Origin of the sequence: Longimicrobium sp. (assembly GCF_035474595.1) — a bacterium.
In the GTDB taxonomy this organism is placed as follows: Bacteria; Gemmatimonadota; Gemmatimonadetes; order Longimicrobiales; family Longimicrobiaceae; genus Longimicrobium.
Map to the genome: position 1 here is coordinate 1 of NZ_DATIND010000141.1, position 16,450 is coordinate 16,450.

Here is a 16,450-nt window from a genome sequence, read left to right on the forward strand (position 1 = left end):
CTTGCACGCAACGCCATTCCGACGACAGCGCGTGTGTCCTCCGGATGCACGATCGCGTCCACGTAGCCGCGTGCGGCGGCATAGCGCGCGTCGAGCTGGTGCTCGTAGTCGGCGCGCATCTCGTCCACCGACGCGAGCACCTCGGGCGGCGGCGCGACGCCGGACTTCTTCGCCTTGTCGAGCGCGGGGCCGTGCACGGCCTGCACCGCGGCCTCGCCCTCCATCACCGCCATGCGGCCGGTGGGCCAGCTGAAGATGAAGTCGGGGTCGAAGCCCTGCCCGGCCATCGCGTAGTAGCCCGCGCCCGAGGCGTGGTTCACCGTCAGCACGATCTTGGGCACCGTCGCCGTCGCCATCGCCTCCACGAAGCGGGCGCCGGCGCGGATGATTCCGCTGTGCTCGGCCTCGGTGCCCACCATGAAGCCCGAGACGTCCTGCACGAACAGGATGGGCGTGCCGTGGCGGTTCATCGTCTCGATGAAGAAGGCCACCTTGTCGGCGCTGTCGGCGTAGACGATCCCGCCGAACTTGGGCCGGCCGCCGTGCGGGTCCTTCAGCATTCCCCGCGCGTTGGCGATCACGCCCACGGGAATGCCGCGGATGCGCGCCGTGCCGCAGATCAGCTCCGGCGCGTAGTCGGCCTGGAACTCGTCCAGGTCGCCCGAGTCCAGGATGCACGACAGCAGCCGCCGCATGTCGTACGGCTGCTTGTGGTCCGCGGGAAGGATGTCGTACAGCTCGCGCTCCGGTCGCGCCGGGTCCGCGGGGTCCAGCTGCCGCTCGGTGGCCGCGGGGCGCGGGAGCTCGCGCACCAGGTCGCGGATCTTCGCCACGCAGGCGCGGTCGTCGGGAACGCGGTAGTGGGCCACGCCGGAGATGGCGTTGTGCGTCCACGCGCCGCCCAGCGTCTCGGCGTCCGCCGTCTCCCCCGTCGCCCCCTTCACCAGGTTGGGCCCGCCGAGCCCCATGAACGACGTTCCCTCCACCATCAGGATCACGTCGCTGAGCGCGGGAAGGTAGGCGCCGCCGGCGATGCACGGGCCCATGACCGCGGCGATCTGCGGCACCTTCAGGTAGCGCCGCATCACCGAGTTGTAGTAGAAGATGCGGCTGGCGCCGTACTGCCCGGGAAAGACGCCGCCCTGGTACGGCAGGTTCACGCCGGCGCTGTCGACCAGGTAGATGATGGGGACGCGGCAGCGCATGGCGACTTCCTGCGCGCGCAGGATCTTGGTGATGGTCTCGGGCCACCACGACCCCGCCTTCACCGTGGCGTCGTTGGCGACGACCACCACCTCGCGCCCGGCCACGGTGCCGATCCCGGTCACCACCCCCGCGCCGGGCGCCTGTCCCTCGTAGCGGTCGTACGCGACCAGGAGGCCGATCTCCTGGAAGCGGGTGCGCGGGTCGACCAGCAGGCCGATACGCTCGCGGGCGGTCAGCTTGCCGTCGGCGTGCTGGCGCTCGATGCGCCTGGGCCCCCCGCCCAGCCGGAGGCGGGCCTCGAGCTCGGCCAGCTCGCGGGCCAGCCGGCGCCCGCGCGACTCCGGCTCCGCGGGCGCCTCGGGGGCGTCGGCCACGGTGCTCACTGCGCGACCAGCTCGCGGTCGCGGCCGTGCTCCGCGAACCACTCGCGGATGTACTCCACCGCGGCGCCGGTGGTGGTGCCGGGGCCGAAGAGCCTGCCGATCCCCTGCCCCTCCAGCGCCGCCATGTCTTCCTCGGGGATGATGCCGCCGCCGGTGATCAGGATGTGGTCGGCGCCCTCGGCGTCGAGCAGCGCCTTCACCCGCGGGAAGAGCGTCATGTGCGCGCCGGAAAGGATGGACATGGCCACCACGTCCACGTCTTCCTGGATGGCGGCGTTCACCACCATCTCGGGCGTCTGGTGCAGCCCGGTGTAGATGACCTCCATCCCCGCGTCGCGCAGCGCGGCGGCGATGACCTTGGCGCCGCGGTCGTGCCCGTCCAGCCCGGGCTTGGCTACGAGGACGCGGATCTTCCGTTCGGACATATCGATGAACTTCTTCGTCGGATCGATGGATGAACGCGCTCCGCGGTCGGGGCGGAGCCTGCTGAACATAGGCCACCGCACGCGGTTGCGGCAAGCCGAGTGCCGGTGCGGAGCGAATCGCCGGGGAGCGCGGCGGCGCACGAACGAAGGGAGGGAGCGGAACCGGTCTCCGCTCCCTCCTTTGTGCCGATCGGCGGCCGCGCCGCCGCAACCGGACCCGCCGCGCGTCAGGGCGTGGGGCCGCAGTTGGCGGCGTCCATCTCCGGCAGCGGGAACGGCGCCCGGGCAATGGCGTCGCGGCACACCGTGCGTGTGGGCGGCGTGTCGTCGACGGGCGCGGCGTAGACGTACGCGCCGTACTGCGCGCGGCGCTTCAGGCCGTAGTACCACGCGCCGGAGATGTTGCCGCTGAACACGCCGATCACCATCTGGTCGGTGGGCATCGGCACCACCACCCGCCGCCACGGGTCGCCGGTGACGTCGTACTCCAGCGCGTCCACGCCGCGCGCGGCGTTCAGGATCAGGTTGTTCGCCAGCGTGTCGGTCAGCACGTCGGTGGTGGAGGTGCGGATCCGGCCGTTGCGGTTCACCCCGCCCCAGCCCACCTCGTGCTCCCCCGCGGTGACACCGTCGGGCGCGGGGGAGAGGATGTCGAAGCGCACGTAGTAGCCGCGGTCGCGGGCCCGCAGCCACACGGTCTTGGTGAAGGGGTAGGCGTACGTGGTGTCGGTGTAGCGCGCCGGCACCACGTGGTTGGCGTAGGTCCAGCGCACGGCGGCCAGCGTGTCGGTGTTCACCAGCACCTCCACCGCGGTGGGCGGCGTGATCACGCTGGCGGTGATGAACGTCCAGTCGCCGTACAGCGCCGAGTTCAGGTACGTCCACTGGCCGCCGCTGAACCCCTCGACCCGGTGGCTCCCCGTGTGGACGCTGAAGGTGCGCCGCAGCCGCAGCAGCCCGTTCTGCATCACCACGTCGGCGTCCGGCAGCGCCACCGCGCCGGTGTCGGCCCACGGCAGGCCGGCCACCGTGACGCGCACCGGCGAAACGGGCTCCAGCTGCGCGCCGTGGCCGGTGACCTCGGTGCTGAGATACACGCCGAACGAGAACTGCTCGACGCCCGGCGAAAGCTGGAAGCGCCAGGTGCGTGCGGGCGACACCTCCAGCGGCTTGACGATGACGGGATAGCTGTAGTACGGCTGGGTGCTGGCGGTGAAAGTGTCGTATCCGTCGGGGTCGGCCACCGCGACCTCGCCCTGGCCGGCGACCACCACCGGGCCCTGCGAGAAGAAGACGCGGATGCCGGTCACGGTGGTGCTGTCGGGCGTTCCCAGCCACTCGGACGCCAGGCTCTGCACGGTGACGTCGGCGCTCAGCACCTGCGTGGCGGAGTCGAAGGTGACGTTGCCGGAGCGCAGGCGGATGTAGACGCCCTGGCCGCCCACGATCCGCTGGGCGGAGGTTCCCGCGTTCACGGGGCCGGCCGCGTGGCAGGAGAGGACGAGGGTACGCCGCGAGGCCTTGCAGGTCAGGGCCTCCACCGCGGAGGCGGGCGGTGCGTTGGACGGCGCCTCGGGCCCGACGGGCGCCGCGGAGCGGTCGCCGCAGGCGCCGAGCACGGCCAGCGCCAGCGCGCCGGAGAAACGGACGAGCGAGATGGCCGCGCGGCGTGCTCCGCCGCGCGCTGAACGAGCTGGGTGGGTCATGGCTCTGTAAAAATGGGAAGCCGCGCGTGGGGCACGGCCGGGTCTGGGAACGGTGATCTCCTGCCGGAACCGCGGCTCGCGGCGAGAGGCGGAGGCCATGTGGAATTATTACATGGGACCCCATATTCCCGCAAGGACGACCGGAGCCAACCGCCAGGGAGAACCGATCATCCCCGGTACGGCCGCCGGTCGCGGTCGCGCCGAACCCTCAGGACACCTTCGCATGCAGGACACCTTCGCATGCCGGGGAGTTAGGGCGGAATCGCGGGGTCCGGGCGTCGTGATGGCGACGATTTCGCCAGAGGGCGGCTGTAATGGAGAGGCATCCGGATGTCACGATCCGTTGCGGCCTCGCGGGCGGCGCGGCGGGGGGGAGCGGGGCCAACGCGCTGCCGCCCTTCGGCTTGCGGTGCCGGACCGGTCCCGGTGCCGATCTGGCTCCGCACGGGGGGCGAGCACGTCACCTTCCGCGCACGCGGTGTCCGCATCCACACCGCGGCGCGTCATCAGACCGGATCTGGTAATCATCTGTGCGTAGAAAAACGCATAGAGAGACGTCATCCTGAGGCCGGCCACCGTCGTTGCCCCCACACGATCGGTTGCAGGCCGAAGGATCTGTGGGCGAGGTCGCACGTGCGCTTCCGGATTGCACGATCGATCTCCGAAATCGGTATCAGACCCGCGCGACCCAGGCGACCGGTCCGTTCCTTCCCCAACGCCGGCATCCCCTGCTGACCCGCACCGCGCGCCGTTCGATCGGATGATGCGCGCGACGGACCTGGTTCGCTGGACGGAAGATCGGGAGCGGAGGCGCCACCCCTCCGCTCCCGATTTCCGTTCGAGCATCGCCATCTTCATCCCCTCTTGCAAACCCTGTCGTTATCCGCAAAAATAGACGAGACGGCAGTCCGCACACCACACAACATGGGAGAGTCGGATGAAGACGCTGCGCCTGGAAGTGGAAACGCTGCGGGTTTCGACCTTCGAGGTCACTCCGGCGAACGAGAAGCTGGCGGAGATGCGCACCGCGGACAGCACCTGCCTGTTCACCCAGTGCCCGGTGACGATGTAGGGCACGCCGGATTTTCCGAAAAATGCCACGACGCGGCGGAAACCCCTCTTCCGCCGCGTCGCTCCTTTCAGGGCTTCGGCGGCGCCAGCTACGACGAGGACCTGCCCGATGACGATGGAGGCGGGACGTCGGAAAGGTGCTGCGCCACGACGTTCGCGATTCAGGGGAAGCGGAGCGTGAAGCGTCCCATGGCGCCGGCGGCGGCGCGCATCTTCTCGTCGGCGAGGGGATCACTGGAGAGCGGGATCATCTCCAGGATGGCGGAGATCGCGTCGCGCATCTGCGCGAACTCGCGCTCGGCCTGGCCGAGCGTGGGGAGCCAGCACGTGTGCATCATCCAGCCGTAGATGCCGCAGGTGATGGCGAACGGCACGACCTCGGAGCCGCGCTCCAGGGTGATGCGCGCGCCCCAGGGATGCTCGTCGTCGCGGAGGATGATGCCGCCCTCGGTGCCCGGCTGGCCGAGGGTGGATCCGTCCTCGGCCGGGAACCAGGCGGGCGGCTCGGGCGGATCCGTCTCGATCTCCATCTCCATCACCCGCCCCGCCGGCAGACGACGATGAGGTCCTCGCTGGTGTGGATGAAGGGCGCCAGCTCCCAATCCCCATACCAGTCCACGGGAACGAGGCCGGCCTGGCGGAGGAGGCGGTCCCACCCGGTCGCCGTGCGGACGCGCAGCTCGTGGTACTTCTCGCCGCGCTCCTTCCCCCGGCTCCAGCGCGTCCACTCGCGGCTCACGCCGTCTACGGCGTCGAACTCGCGCTCGACCCACACGGTCGTCCCATCGTCGGTCTCCCACCAGTCGCGGGTGGCGTAGTCGCCCACGATGTGGTCGCGGTGCATGGTCTCCAGCACGAACACGCCGTCGCCCCGCAGCGCGTCGCGGGCGCCCCGGAGAACGCGCAGGTCCTCGTCGTCGGAAAGGAAGTAGCCCAGCGAGGAGTAGAGGGAGATCACCGCGTCGAACCGCTCCTTCCACGGCACCTCGCGCATGTCGCCGCGCACGAAATCGACGCCGATGCCGGCGGCCGCGGCGCGCTTGCGGGCGCGGGCCAGCAGCGTCTCGGAAAGGTCCAGCCCGGTGACGCGGAAGCCGGCGCGGGCCAGCTCCACCGAGTGCCGCCCCCACCCGCAGGCCAGGTCCAGCACCTCGCCGCCGGGCGGGAGCGGCACCATCTCCCTGAGCCCCTGGATCTCGCGCGCGGTGCGCTGGGGGGTGAGGAAGTCGCGGTACAGCGAGACGAAGGTCTGGTCGAAGTAGTCCTCCCACCAGCCGCGCGCGCCGCTCACGCCGCCTCCGCCAGCCGATCGGGAAGCTCGTGCAGCGCGGCCACGCGGTCGCAGTCCAGGTGCCCCAGGCGGGAGAGCGGGTCGAGGAGGATGGCCCGCATCCCCGCCGCGCGGGCGCCGGCCACGTCGATCTCGTACACGTCGCCCACGTAGACGGCGTCGTGCGGCTCGATGCCCATCCGCTCCAGCGCCATGCGGAAGATGCGCGGGTCGGGCTTCTCCACCCCCACGCTCCCCGAGTCGATCACGAACTCGAAGTGATCGCGCAGCCCCACGTCCTGCAGCAGCGCCTCCACCCGCCCGTCGGCATTGGAGATGACGCCCAGCCGCCAGCCGCGGCGGCGCAGCTCCTCCAGCGTCTCCGCCGTCCGCTCGCGGACGCTGCACCACAGGTTGCGCTCGGCGTGCCGCGCGTAGAGGCGTTGGGCGATGGAGGGAAAGAGCTCGTCCCCGATCCCCAGCTGGCGGAAGACCTCGGCGAAGAAGACGCGGCCACGGGTGGCGTCGTCGCCGGCGCGGCCGGTGCGCACCAGCTCGTCGAGCAGCAGCTTGGCCCCGTACTGCGCGGCGATCAGCTCGCCCTCCGTGGCCGCCACGCCGTGCTCGCGCAGCGTCTCGATGACGAACGGGTGGTCCAGCCAGAGCAGCGTGTTGCCGACGTCGAAGAGAACGGCCTTCATGGATGCGAAGGTGCGAGAGTGCGAAAGTGCGAGAGTGCGAAGGTGAGGGGGAAGATAGAGGAGGAGAGGATGCGGAGCGAGCGGGCCGGAGCGACCGCCGCGCACCGTTCCCATGCCATGCCGCCCCTTCCGCGCCACATCGATCCGGAGATGGATGGAGAACCGGCGTTGCGCGAACCTTCCGCAACCGCTAGGTTCTGCCAACGCCCGTCCACGCATTTCGTCCAATCGCGCTCCCGCGGCCGGTTCCCTTCTCCACGGCCTTCCCCCACACGGGCGCGCGCCTCCGACATGTACGACGCATCAACCCGCGAGGCCGGACCGCCCGGCCCCGCGGCGCGCACGCGCGTTCCTGGCGTCGGCTCCTGCGCCATTCCTTGTCCGCCACATTTTAAGCGAGAGTCGATGCACCTCCCCACCGCCCGCGCCCTCGGGCCCGCGCTGCTCTTCGTATCGATGGCCGCCGGCGCCGCCGCGCTGGCCGCCTGCTCCGACACCCCGCCGACCGCCGCGGTGCCCGCCGGCCCGTCGCTTCCCGCGCACGCGCTGCAGGCGTTCGACTGCACCGCCAGCGCCGCCGCGCGCACGGTGAGCTGCACGCCATCGACGACGCTCGCCGGTCGGGCCCGGGGGGTCGTCATCGGCGGCCAGAACGTGAACATGAAGCTGACGTCCAGCAACGTGAGCTACGACGCGGGGAGCGAGATCTTCCAGTTCGACCTGACGGTGCAGAACCTGATGAACGAGGCCATCGGCACCCCCGACGGCACCGTGCCCGACCCCGACGGCATCCAGGTGTTCTTCGCCAGCGGCCCCACGGTCACGGTCGGCACGGGAAGCGCGAGCGTGGCGAACGCCGACGGGCTGGGGACCTTCACCAACAGCAACCAGCCGTTCTTCGCGTACCACCAGATCCTGGCGAAGGACGCGGTGTCGGCGGCGAAGACCTGGCAGCTGCAGATGCCGGAGACGGTCTCTTCGTTCACGTTTACGCTGTTCGTGGAGACCGACGTGCAGTACCTGCTGGTGATCAACGAGATGCTGGTGAACCCCGGCGGCACCATCTCCGACGCCAGCGGCGAGTGGATCGAGGTCTACAACGCCGGCACGCGCCCGGTGAACATGCAGAACCTGGTGATCGCCGACTCGGCGGCGGCCGGGCGCCGGGCGTACGACGTGATCGCGGCGTCGCTGGTGGTGCAGCCCGGCGGGTACGCCACGCTGGGGAGAACCACCAACACCACCAGCAACGGCGGCGTGCCCATCGACTACGTGTACACCATGAGCGGGTTCCCGAACAGCCTGGGCGCGTTCAAGATCGCCCGCGTGTACGGCACCGACACGCTTACCATCGACCGCACCCAGTACGCGTCGGCCGCGGTTTCGGCCCAGAACGGCATCAGCCGCGAGCTGAAGAACCCCGCGCTCGACAACGCGGACATGGACGGCAGCAACTGGGGCGACGCGTCCGTCACCGCGGTCTACGGCCCCGGCGGCCGCGGAACGCCCAAGGCGCAGAACTCGGTCTTCACGCCCTGATCCGGCGCGGTACCGGCCCCGGGAGATCGGATGAAGAAAAGCGGGGGGACCGGCGATGCGGTCCCCCCGCCTTCGTTGCGCATCGGAGCGCGCGCCGAAGCCCCATCCCGTGCGTTCCCGCGACAGAGCGGATGATCGTCCCGTTCCGGGCGGAGAAACTTCGCGACGTAGCAGTTCGTCGTCGCGAACATCCGCGCGGCTGCTTGCCTGATGAGACTGGTCTCCGCAGTCAGGTTGCAGTTCTGAAGATGAACATACGTTGCGCAGGGCGAGACATTCGGCTAAATTCGGTTGCCGCATCGTCCCACCCGCGGCACGTCTTCCGAACACCACGCGCCCCGAGCCGGGCCCCACACCGGCGCTTTTCGCTGCACGGGCGCGCGAAGCATCATGAACCCACCGATCGCGGGCGAGGCCGGAATCCACCGGCTCCGCAGGACGCGCTCGTGCCTTCGACGGCGAACGGTTTCTCCGTCGCCCTCCACTTCCTTCCGGGAGACCCGATGCCCCGCGTCCCTGCCGGTGTGTTCACGCCCGCCCGGCTTTCCGCGCTCGCGGCGTTCGGCGCCATGGCGCTGGCCGGCGCCTGCTCCGACGGCCAGCCCACCGGCGTGGCCACGGATCCTCGCGCCGCCACGCCCGCGCACGCGCTGGCCGCGTTCGACTGCACCGCCAGCATCGCCACGCGCGCGGTGCGCTGCACCCCGTCGGCCGTCCTGAACGGGCAGGCGCGCGGGGTCATCATCGGCGGCCAGAACGCGAACATCAAGCTCACGTCCAGCAACGTGAGCTACGACTCGCAGAGCGAGATCTTCCAGTTCGACATGACGGTGCAGAACCTGATGAACGAGGCCATGGGCACCCCCGACGGCACCGTGGCCGATCCGGAGGGGATCCAGGTGTTCTTCGAGAGCGGGCCCACCACGACGTCGGGGAGCGGGAGCATCGAGGTGGCCAACGCCGACGGCACCGACCTCTTCACCCGGAGCAACCAGCCGTACTTCGCGTACCACGAGATCCTGGCCAAGGACCAGGTCTCGTCGGCGAAGACCTGGCAGCTGCTGATGCCGGCCACGGTGGGGACGTTCACCTTCCAGCTCTTCGTGGAAACCGACGTGCAGTACCTGCTGGTGATCAACGAGCTGCTGGTGAACCCCTCGGGCACCACCATGGAGACCACGGGGGATTGGGTGGAGCTGTACAACGCCGGCTCGCGCCCGGTGAACCTGAACGGCCTGGTGATCGCCGACTCGGCCGCTTCGGGGCGGCGCCCGTACCACCTGATCTCGCAGGACCTGGTGGTGCCGTCGGGCGGCTACGTGACCGTGGGCGGGTCGACCAGCAGCACCACCAACGGCGGCGCGACGGTCGACTACTCCTACGGGGGGGCGCTGGCCCTGGCCAGCAGCCTGGACGCCTTCAAGATCGCGCGGGTGTACGGCACCGACACGCTCACCATCGACCGCACGCAGTACGCGCAGGCCTCGACCTCGGCCCAGGACGGCGTCAGCCGCGAGCTGAAGAACCCGGCGCTGGACAACTCGAACATGGACGGAAGCAACTGGGCCAGCGCGCTGGTCACGGCGACGTACAGCAACGGAACCGTCACCAACCGCGGTACGCCCAAGGCGCAGAATTCGACCTTCACGCCCTGATCCACGCGGGCGCTCCGGCAGATGAAGAACGAGCGGGGGGATCGGCTTCACGGCCGGTCCCCCCGCTTTCGTTTGCATCGGCTGAGGCAGGCGGCGGCGCGCGGAGCACCGGCGGCTGAAGCCGCGGCAACAACCACGGGAAGCCTCGCAAACTGCGCGAGGCTGTTCGGCTCGGGAGGAGTCGCCGGTTCGAGGGGACGGCCTCCCGTGATCGGGCGCGGCGTCGTACTCGACTCGCGAGGATGTCGGGGGCTCGTGGCGTCGAGGCGCCGGATCAGGGGCGGCGGAGGGTGACGCGCTTGAGGAAGGCGTCGTGCGCGGCGTCGCGGCGCAGGTCCGGGAGCGCGTCTGCGGCGCCCTCGTGCGTGGCGAAGGGGCCGGCCACCAGCGCCACGTAGCCGTCGCGCAGCTCGCGGTAGACGCTGGAGTTGGCGAGACCCACGTCGTAGCCCTTGGCCTTCACCGCGTCGTGGATCACCTTCGCCTCGGCCATCTGGTCGGCGGTGAACGAGGCGATGATGACCACGAAGACGGTGTCGCCCCGCCCGAAGGCGCCGCCGTTGGTCACGCGGTACCACTCGGCCCACGCCAGCTGCGGCCCGCCCGCCGGTCCGGCCGGCGCCTGCGGCGTCTCCGCCGAGGGCCGCGCCGCCCCGCCACCGCCGGAACGGATGCGGCCGCGCGGGCCGTGCGGCCACACCAGCACCGCCGCGGCGAGCGCCAGCACCAGGAGCAGCAGGATCCACCCCGCCGGCCGCAGGCGCAGGCGGCGCCTCGGCTTCGGCGCGGCCTCGGTCGCCGCGGCGGCATCGGCGTCGCCCGGCTGCTGCGCGGGGGCGGCGGGCGGCGCGGCCACGGCCGAGGGCTGGAAGACGACGGGCGGGGGATGGGGAATGGCGAACGCCGGCGGCGCGGCCATGGTCCCGTCGGCCATCGGCCGCGGCGCGATCTCCGTCGCGTCGTCGGCCAGCGCGGACGCGGGGACGGAGTGCGGGGCCGAGGGGAGGATGGAGGCGTACCCGGCGGCCGAGGCGGCGTCGCGCGGGGGTGCGTGGTCCCACTCCTCCAGCGCGTCCAGGAAGGCGTCCGCGTCGGCGAAGCGCAGCGCCGGGTCCAGCCGCAGCGCGCGGCGGAGGACGGCGGCCAGCCGCATGGGCACCTCGGGCCGGCGCGACAGGAGGCGCTTCACCGCGCGCGCGGCCTCGCGGTCGTCGCCGGTGGTGTTCAGCCCGCCCGGGTGCTCGCCGGAGAGCATCTCCAGCCCCGTCAGCGCGAAGGAGTAGATGTCGCTGGCCGCCGTCAGCCGCATGCCCCCCGCCAGCTGCTCGGGCGACGCGTAGCGCGGCGTGTGCGGCGCGCCGAAGCGGGTGAGGCGTGCGGCCGTCTCGCCCGCCTCCTGCCGCACCTGCGCGATGCCGAAGTCCAGCACCTTCACCTCCCACCCGCCCGGCTCGGCCACCAGGTAGATGTTGGCGGGCTTCACGTCGCGGTGCACCATCCCCGCGCGGTGGCCGGCGGCCAGCCCCATCCCCCCCTCGCGCAGGATCTCCACCGCCTCCTCCACGGGGAGCGGGCCGGCGGCGCGGCGCATCCGCGCGGACAGGTCCTCGCCCGCCAGCAGCTCCATCACCAGGAAGTCGATCCCCAGCTCGCGGTCGGTGCCGAAGTCGTGGACCGTGACCACGTTGGGGTGGCGGAGCCGCGCCGCGGCGGTGGCCTCGCGGTGGAAGCGCGCCTTCAATCGCCCGGCCTCGTCCGCGTCGGGGGCCACGGCGGTGACCACCTTCACGGCCACGTCGCGCTCCAGGTTCAGGTCGAACGCCCGGCACACCGCGCCCATGCCGCCCGTTGCGATCACGGAGTCGACGCGGTAGCGGTCGCACAGGCGGCGGCCGAGGAGGAGGGCGAGGATGCCGGACAAACCGAGGTGCGTGAGTGCGGAAGTGCGTGAGTGCGTTTGATTACGGACCGACGGCGGGCAGGGTTGCATCGAACGGACCGTGCCGCCGGGCACCGCGGAAAAGCTAGCGTCTTCGTGCCCGCGCTGCACACCCGCGCCGGGCGGGATGTGGAGCTTGCCGGGGAAGGGCGAATGGAATTCGCGGCAACAACGGCCCGAAGTCCGCCTTCGCGGACTCCCTCTCCGGCATCCGCGCGTTTCCCGGACGTCCTGTCACGCCGGGCTTTCGGATTGCGCCGGCGCCCGATGGCCGCGCCGAGACCCCGTCCCTCCCCAGGCAGTTTGGGGGGAGGGACAGGCGGCCCGGCGGCGCGACGGGAGTCGCGCCGGGCGAGCCAGGGAGAGGGCCCGCGGGGACGGAGCGCGCACCGCTGGCGATCGATGCGCCTCCCGCCGAAACACGAGTTCCCGCCGGCTGCTTGCCGCCCGCCGCTTCCCGCGCTAATCTGCGAAATCCTTCTCCCCGCACGCCGCGGCATCACCGCTCACCAGCCGCGGCGCGGGGCCGTCCCGTCCCATCCATCCCCCGAAACGGATGCCGCCATCCGTCTCCATCTCCGTATCCGTCAACGGCTCCGGGCACCAGCGCGAGGTGGAGCCGCGGCTGCTGCTGAGCGACTTCATCCGCCACGAGCTGGGGCTCACCGGCACGCACGTGGGGTGCGAGCACGGCGTCTGCGGCGCGTGCACCGTGCTGATGGACGGGCTGCCCGTGCGCAGCTGCCTGATCTTCGCCGCGCAGGCGGACGGGTGCGAGCTGCGGACCGTGGAGGGGCTGGCGGACGGGGATACGCTGCACCCGCTGCAGGAGGCCTTTCGCGACGCGCACGGGCTGCAGTGCGGCTTCTGCACGCCGGGGTTCCTGATGACGCTGATTCCCTTCCTGGCCGAGAACCCCGATCCCACCGAGGACGACGTCCGCCTGGCCATCTCCGGCAACCTCTGCCGCTGCACCGGCTACGCGAAGATCGTCGACGCCGTGCTCCTTGCGGCCGAGCGGGCGCGCGGCGCGTCGGCCGGCCTCCTCTCCATCGACCCCGATCCCCAGCCGGTGGAGGCCGTGTGAGCGCTTACGCGAGGCGAGATCCGGCGCCAGAGGCCAGCTCACGTGCGGAGCAGGCTGTAGATCCTTCGGCCTGCAAGGCCCTGTGCGGGTTCGGGTTCCGGCGTGGCCGGCCTCAGGATGACGTCATCGCGCGGCGCCTGAAGAGTCGCAGCGATGGCGACGCGCGAGTCCGCGAAGGCGGACTTCGGGCCGTTGTTGCCGCGAATTCATTCGCCCTCCCCTGTCGCGGCAGCGGGCTTCCGGATGAGCCCGGAACGGCCGCCGCGGGATCCCGCCCGGAGGCGGCACGATGAGCCACCGCTACGTCGGCCAGTCCATCGTCCGCAACGAGGACGCGCGGCTGCTCACGGGGCACGCGCTGTTCGTGGACGACGTGCGCCTGGAGGGGATGCTGCACGTGGCCTTCCTGCGCAGCGACTACGCGCACGCCGTGCTGAACTCGGTGGACGTCTCCGCCGCGCGCGAGCGGCCCGGCGTCGTCGCCGTCTACACCGCCGGGGACCTGGGCGACTACTGGAAGCCGGGCCCCCTCCTGGTCCCCCCGCCGCCCATCGAAGGCATCGTCTTCAACCAGGCGACGCAGGTGCCGCTCGCGAAGGACCGCGTGCGCCACGCCGGCGAGCCCATCGCCATGATCGTGGCGGAGAGCCGCTACATCGCCGAGGACGCGCTGGCCGACATCTTCGTGGACGCCGAGCCGCTGGAGGTGGTGGGCGACCTGGAGCGCGCGCTGGACCCGGACGCGCCCATCATCCACCCGCAGCTGGGGACGAACCTGGCCGCGCACGTCCGCCAGCGCCACGGCGACTACGACGAGGCCAGGCGCAGCGCCGCCGTGGTCGTTGCCCGCCGCTTCCACTACGACCGCGGGGCCAGCGCGGCCATCGAGAACCGCGCGGTCGCGGCCCGGTGGGACGAGCAGGCGCAGGAGATGACGATCTGGGACACCACGCAGGCGCCCATCCCCATCCGCAACGGGCTGGCGGCCATGCTGGGGCTGATGCAGAGCCAGGTGCGCGTGGTGGCGCCGTTCGTGGGCGGCGGCTTCGGGCCCAAGATCATGATGTTCTATCCCGAGGAAGTCCTCGTCCCCTGGGCGGCGATGCGGCTGGGGCGGCCCGTGAAGTGGACGGAGGACCGGCAGGAGAACTTCTACGCCACCACCCAGGAGCGCGGGCAGGTGCACGACGCGGAGATGGCGGTGGACGCCGAGGGCCGCATCCTGGGCGTGCGTGACCGCTTCCTGCACGACTGCGGCGCCTTCGACCCGTACGGCCTGACCGTTCCCATCAACAGCCAGTGCACGCTGCTGGGCCCGTACGACGTGCCCAGCTACGACGCCGAGTTCAGCGCCGTCTTCACCAACCGGACGACGGTGACGCCGGTGCGCGGCGCGGGGCGGCAGCACGGCGTGTTCGTGATGGAGCGCCTGCTGGACCTCGCCGCGCGCGAGACCGGGATCGACGCGGCCGAGATCCGGCGCCGCAACTACCTGGTGCAGGACGACTTCCCGCACGACCACAAGATCCTCTTCCAGGACTTCCAGCCCCTGGTCTACGACAGCGGCAACTACCGCCCCGCGCTGGAGACGGCGCTGGAGATGATCGGCTGGGATGGGTGGGCGGAGGAGAAGGCCCGCGCAGCGGCGGAAGGGCGGCGGCTGGGGATCGGCATCGTCAGCTACGTGGAGGGAACGGGGATCGGCCCGTACGAGGGCGCCCGCGTGACCATCGAGCCGAACGGCCGCGTGCGCGTGGCGACGGGGCTGGGGACGCAGGGGCAGGGGCACTACACCGCCTTCGCGCAGATCGTGGCCGAGGCGCTGGACGTGGGCGTGGCCGACGTGCTGGTGGTCACCGGCGACACCCGCGAGTTCAACTGGGGAACGGGCACCTTCGCCAGCCGCGGCGCGGTGGTCGCGGGCAGCGCCTGCCACGCGGCGGCGACCAAGGTCAGGGAGAAGGTGATCGAGGTGTCCGCCCGCCTGCTGAACGTCCCCGAGAGCGAGATCGAGCTGGTGGACGGGACGGCGCGGGTGCGCGGCCAGCCGGAGCGGTCGATGACGCTGGGCGAGCTGGCGCTGCGCGCGAATCCGCTGCGCGGCGGGGTGACGCCGGGAACCGAGCCGGGGCTGGAGTGCACCGCCTACTTCGGCCCGGACCGCGGATCGACGGCGAGTGGCGTGCACGCGGCCGTGGTGGAGGTCGACGCGGAGACGGCGATGGCCCGGTTCGTCCGCTATGTGGTGGTGCACGACTGCGGCAAGCTGATCAATCCCATGCTCGTCGAAGGGCAGATCCAGGGCGGCGTGGCGCACGGCATCGGCAACTGCTTCTTCGAGAAGCTGCACTACGACGAGAACGGCCAGCTGATGAACGCCTCGTTCGCCGACTACCTGCTGCCCACCTCGCTGGACGTGCCGCGCGTGGGGATGGCGCACCGCGAGACCCCCGCGCCGATGAACACGCTGGGGCTGAAGGGCGTGGGCGAGGCGGGATGCATCCCCTCGGGCGCCCTGTTCGCGCAGGCGGTGGAGGACGCGCTGAGCGACTGGGAGATCGAGATCACCGAGATCCCCCTGAGCCCCAACCAGCTCTTCGAGATCCTGCGCTCGGCGCCGGTGCGCGCCGCGCGCGGCGAGACGATCCCCGCGACGATGGAGGCGGACGCATGATCGTGGACGGCGAGTTCACCTTCCGCGCCCCGCGCAACCGCGTGTGGGTGCTGCTGCAGGACCCCGACGTGCTGGTGAAGGCCATGCCCGGCGCCCAGCGCCTGATCGCCACCGGCGACGGGACGTACGAGGGGACGATCCGCATCGGCGTGGGGCCGGTGACGGCGGCGCAGTGGACGCTCAGCGTGGCCCTGCACGACCGCGAGGAGCCCGCGCGCTACCTGATGAAGGTGGACAGCAAGGGCCCGCTGGGCTTCACCCGCGGCAGCGCGACCGTGGAGCTGCTGGAGGTGGAGCAGGCGACCACCATGCGCTACCACGCGGACCTGCAGATCGGCGGGAAGGTGGCCGGGATCGGGCAGCGGCTGCTGGACCAGGTCGCCAGGCTGCTGACGCGGCAGGGGCTCGAGGCGCTCAGCCGCGAGATGGAGCTGCGCATCGGCGCCAGCATTGGTGGCGCCTCCGCCTCGTTCGGCATTTCCACCTCGACGGTGGTCGAGGCCGAGATCGTGGGCGACGGCGATGCGGCGGAGGATGCGGCGGAGGTGAACCCCGAATCGGGAGATGCCCCGCCGGCCGCCGAAACCGCGTCATCGGGAGATGAGCCGCGGTCCGCCGAGGACGACGTCGTCGCGGTGATGATGGACCTGGACGAAGCCGCGCCCGAGACGCCGCTCGCGCCGGGGATCCCCGACGAGCCGCTGACGGTGTCCGACCTGGACCAGGATCTCCCCCCGGGAACGCTCCGATGACCCGGACGATCGGACCCGGCGCGAGCCCGCAGCCTCGCGGGC

The 16,450-nt window shown here is 71.4% G+C and carries 12 protein-coding genes and 1 pseudogene; 6 read left to right on the forward strand and 7 right to left on the reverse strand.

Features of this window, described 5'->3' with window-relative positions; genetic code table 11:
• From VLK66_RS24245 to VLK66_RS24255, 3 genes are all read right to left on the reverse strand, one after another.
• The coding region (locus VLK66_RS24245; protein ID WP_325312080.1) for an acyl-CoA carboxylase subunit beta at positions 1 to 1,589 on the reverse strand (1,589 nt) is incomplete at its 3' end.
• A complete protein-coding gene (locus tag VLK66_RS24250) occupies positions 1,586 to 2,014 on the reverse strand; it encodes a cobalamin B12-binding domain-containing protein (protein ID WP_325312081.1) in 429 nt (142 codons plus the stop codon). The genes VLK66_RS24245 and VLK66_RS24250, both read right to left, overlap by 4 nt.
• A gap of 227 nt (positions 2,015 to 2,241) precedes the next feature.
• On the reverse strand, positions 2,242 to 3,720 hold the full coding sequence (locus VLK66_RS24255; RefSeq protein ID WP_325312082.1) for a hypothetical protein: 1,479 nt from the start codon (positions 3,718 to 3,720) through the stop codon (positions 2,242 to 2,244).
• Positions 3,721 to 4,657: 937 nt separating this feature from the next.
• On the opposite strand from VLK66_RS24255, the gene VLK66_RS24260 reads away from it, so the two are divergent.
• Complete coding sequence (locus VLK66_RS24260; RefSeq protein WP_325312083.1) at positions 4,658 to 4,792, forward strand: hypothetical protein; 135 nt, start codon at positions 4,658 to 4,660, stop codon at positions 4,790 to 4,792.
• Between the two features lie 160 nt (positions 4,793 to 4,952).
• On the opposite strand, the gene VLK66_RS24265 is transcribed toward VLK66_RS24260, so the two are convergent.
• From VLK66_RS24265 to VLK66_RS24275, 3 genes are read right to left on the reverse strand one after another with little or no spacing between them, the layout of a single operon-like run.
• A complete protein-coding gene (locus VLK66_RS24265; protein ID WP_325312084.1) occupies positions 4,953 to 5,321 on the reverse strand; it encodes a hypothetical protein in 369 nt (122 codons plus the stop codon).
• Positions 5,322 to 5,326: 5 nt separating this feature from the next.
• The gene (locus tag VLK66_RS24270; protein WP_325312085.1) at positions 5,327 to 6,082 is read right to left on the reverse strand and encodes a class I SAM-dependent methyltransferase; all 756 of its coding nucleotides are present in this window, start codon (positions 6,080 to 6,082) and stop codon (positions 5,327 to 5,329) included.
• Positions 6,079 to 6,762, reverse strand: a complete 684-nt coding sequence (locus VLK66_RS24275; RefSeq protein ID WP_325312086.1) for an HAD-IA family hydrolase — start codon at positions 6,760 to 6,762, stop codon at positions 6,079 to 6,081. The genes VLK66_RS24270 and VLK66_RS24275 overlap by 4 nt, the downstream gene beginning before the upstream one ends.
• Positions 6,763 to 7,167: 405 nt before the next feature.
• On the opposite strand from VLK66_RS24275, the gene VLK66_RS24280 reads away from it, so the two are divergent.
• Together VLK66_RS24280 and VLK66_RS24285 are read left to right on the forward strand one after the other, a co-directional pair.
• A complete protein-coding gene (locus tag VLK66_RS24280; protein WP_325312087.1) occupies positions 7,168 to 8,301 on the forward strand; it encodes a lamin tail domain-containing protein in 1,134 nt (377 codons plus the stop codon).
• Between the two features lie 503 nt (positions 8,302 to 8,804).
• Complete coding sequence (locus tag VLK66_RS24285; protein ID WP_325312088.1) at positions 8,805 to 9,956, forward strand: lamin tail domain-containing protein; 1,152 nt, start codon at positions 8,805 to 8,807, stop codon at positions 9,954 to 9,956.
• A 1,108-nt stretch (positions 9,957 to 11,064) separates the two neighbouring features.
• Here the strand turns inward: VLK66_RS24285 and VLK66_RS28805 are convergent.
• A pseudogene (locus VLK66_RS28805) lies at positions 11,065 to 11,946 on the reverse strand (serine/threonine-protein kinase); the annotation flags it as partial.
• A gap of 505 nt (positions 11,947 to 12,451) precedes the next feature.
• On the opposite strand from VLK66_RS28805, the gene VLK66_RS24295 reads away from it, so the two are divergent.
• From VLK66_RS24295 to VLK66_RS24305, 3 genes are all read left to right on the forward strand, one after another.
• Positions 12,452 to 12,982, forward strand: a complete 531-nt coding sequence (locus VLK66_RS24295; RefSeq protein WP_325312090.1) for a (2Fe-2S)-binding protein — start codon at positions 12,452 to 12,454, stop codon at positions 12,980 to 12,982.
• Positions 12,983 to 13,271: 289 nt separating this feature from the next.
• Complete coding sequence (locus VLK66_RS24300) at positions 13,272 to 15,656, forward strand: xanthine dehydrogenase family protein molybdopterin-binding subunit (protein WP_325312091.1); 2,385 nt, start codon at positions 13,272 to 13,274, stop codon at positions 15,654 to 15,656.
• On the forward strand, positions 15,653 to 16,408 hold the full coding sequence (locus tag VLK66_RS24305) for a carbon monoxide dehydrogenase subunit G (RefSeq protein WP_325312092.1): 756 nt from the start codon (positions 15,653 to 15,655) through the stop codon (positions 16,406 to 16,408). The genes VLK66_RS24300 and VLK66_RS24305 overlap by 4 nt, the downstream gene beginning before the upstream one ends.
• The last annotated feature ends 42 nt before the right edge of the window (positions 16,409 to 16,450 follow it).

Excerpts from the sequence above, each read along its gene's own strand:
- VLK66_RS24250 (WP_325312081.1), bottom strand. The coding sequence starts at position 2,014 with ATGTCCGAACGGAAGATCCGCGTCCTCGTAGCCAAGCCCGGGCTGGAC.
- VLK66_RS24255 (WP_325312082.1), bottom strand. The coding sequence starts at position 3,720 with ATGACCCACCCAGCTCGTTCAGCGCGCGGCGGAGCACGCCGCGCGGCC.
- VLK66_RS24260 (WP_325312083.1), top strand. The coding sequence starts at position 4,658 with ATGAAGACGCTGCGCCTGGAAGTGGAAACGCTGCGGGTTTCGACCTTC.
- VLK66_RS24265 (WP_325312084.1), bottom strand. The coding sequence starts at position 5,321 with ATGGAGATCGAGACGGATCCGCCCGAGCCGCCCGCCTGGTTCCCGGCC.
- VLK66_RS24275 (WP_325312086.1), bottom strand. The coding sequence starts at position 6,762 with ATGAAGGCCGTTCTCTTCGACGTCGGCAACACGCTGCTCTGGCTGGAC.
- VLK66_RS24280 (WP_325312087.1), top strand. The coding sequence starts at position 7,168 with ATGCACCTCCCCACCGCCCGCGCCCTCGGGCCCGCGCTGCTCTTCGTA.
- VLK66_RS24285 (WP_325312088.1), top strand. The coding sequence starts at position 8,805 with ATGCCCCGCGTCCCTGCCGGTGTGTTCACGCCCGCCCGGCTTTCCGCG.
- VLK66_RS24295 (WP_325312090.1), top strand. The coding sequence starts at position 12,452 with ATGCCGCCATCCGTCTCCATCTCCGTATCCGTCAACGGCTCCGGGCAC.
- VLK66_RS24300 (WP_325312091.1), top strand. The coding sequence starts at position 13,272 with ATGAGCCACCGCTACGTCGGCCAGTCCATCGTCCGCAACGAGGACGCG.
- VLK66_RS24305 (WP_325312092.1), top strand. The coding sequence starts at position 15,653 with ATGATCGTGGACGGCGAGTTCACCTTCCGCGCCCCGCGCAACCGCGTG.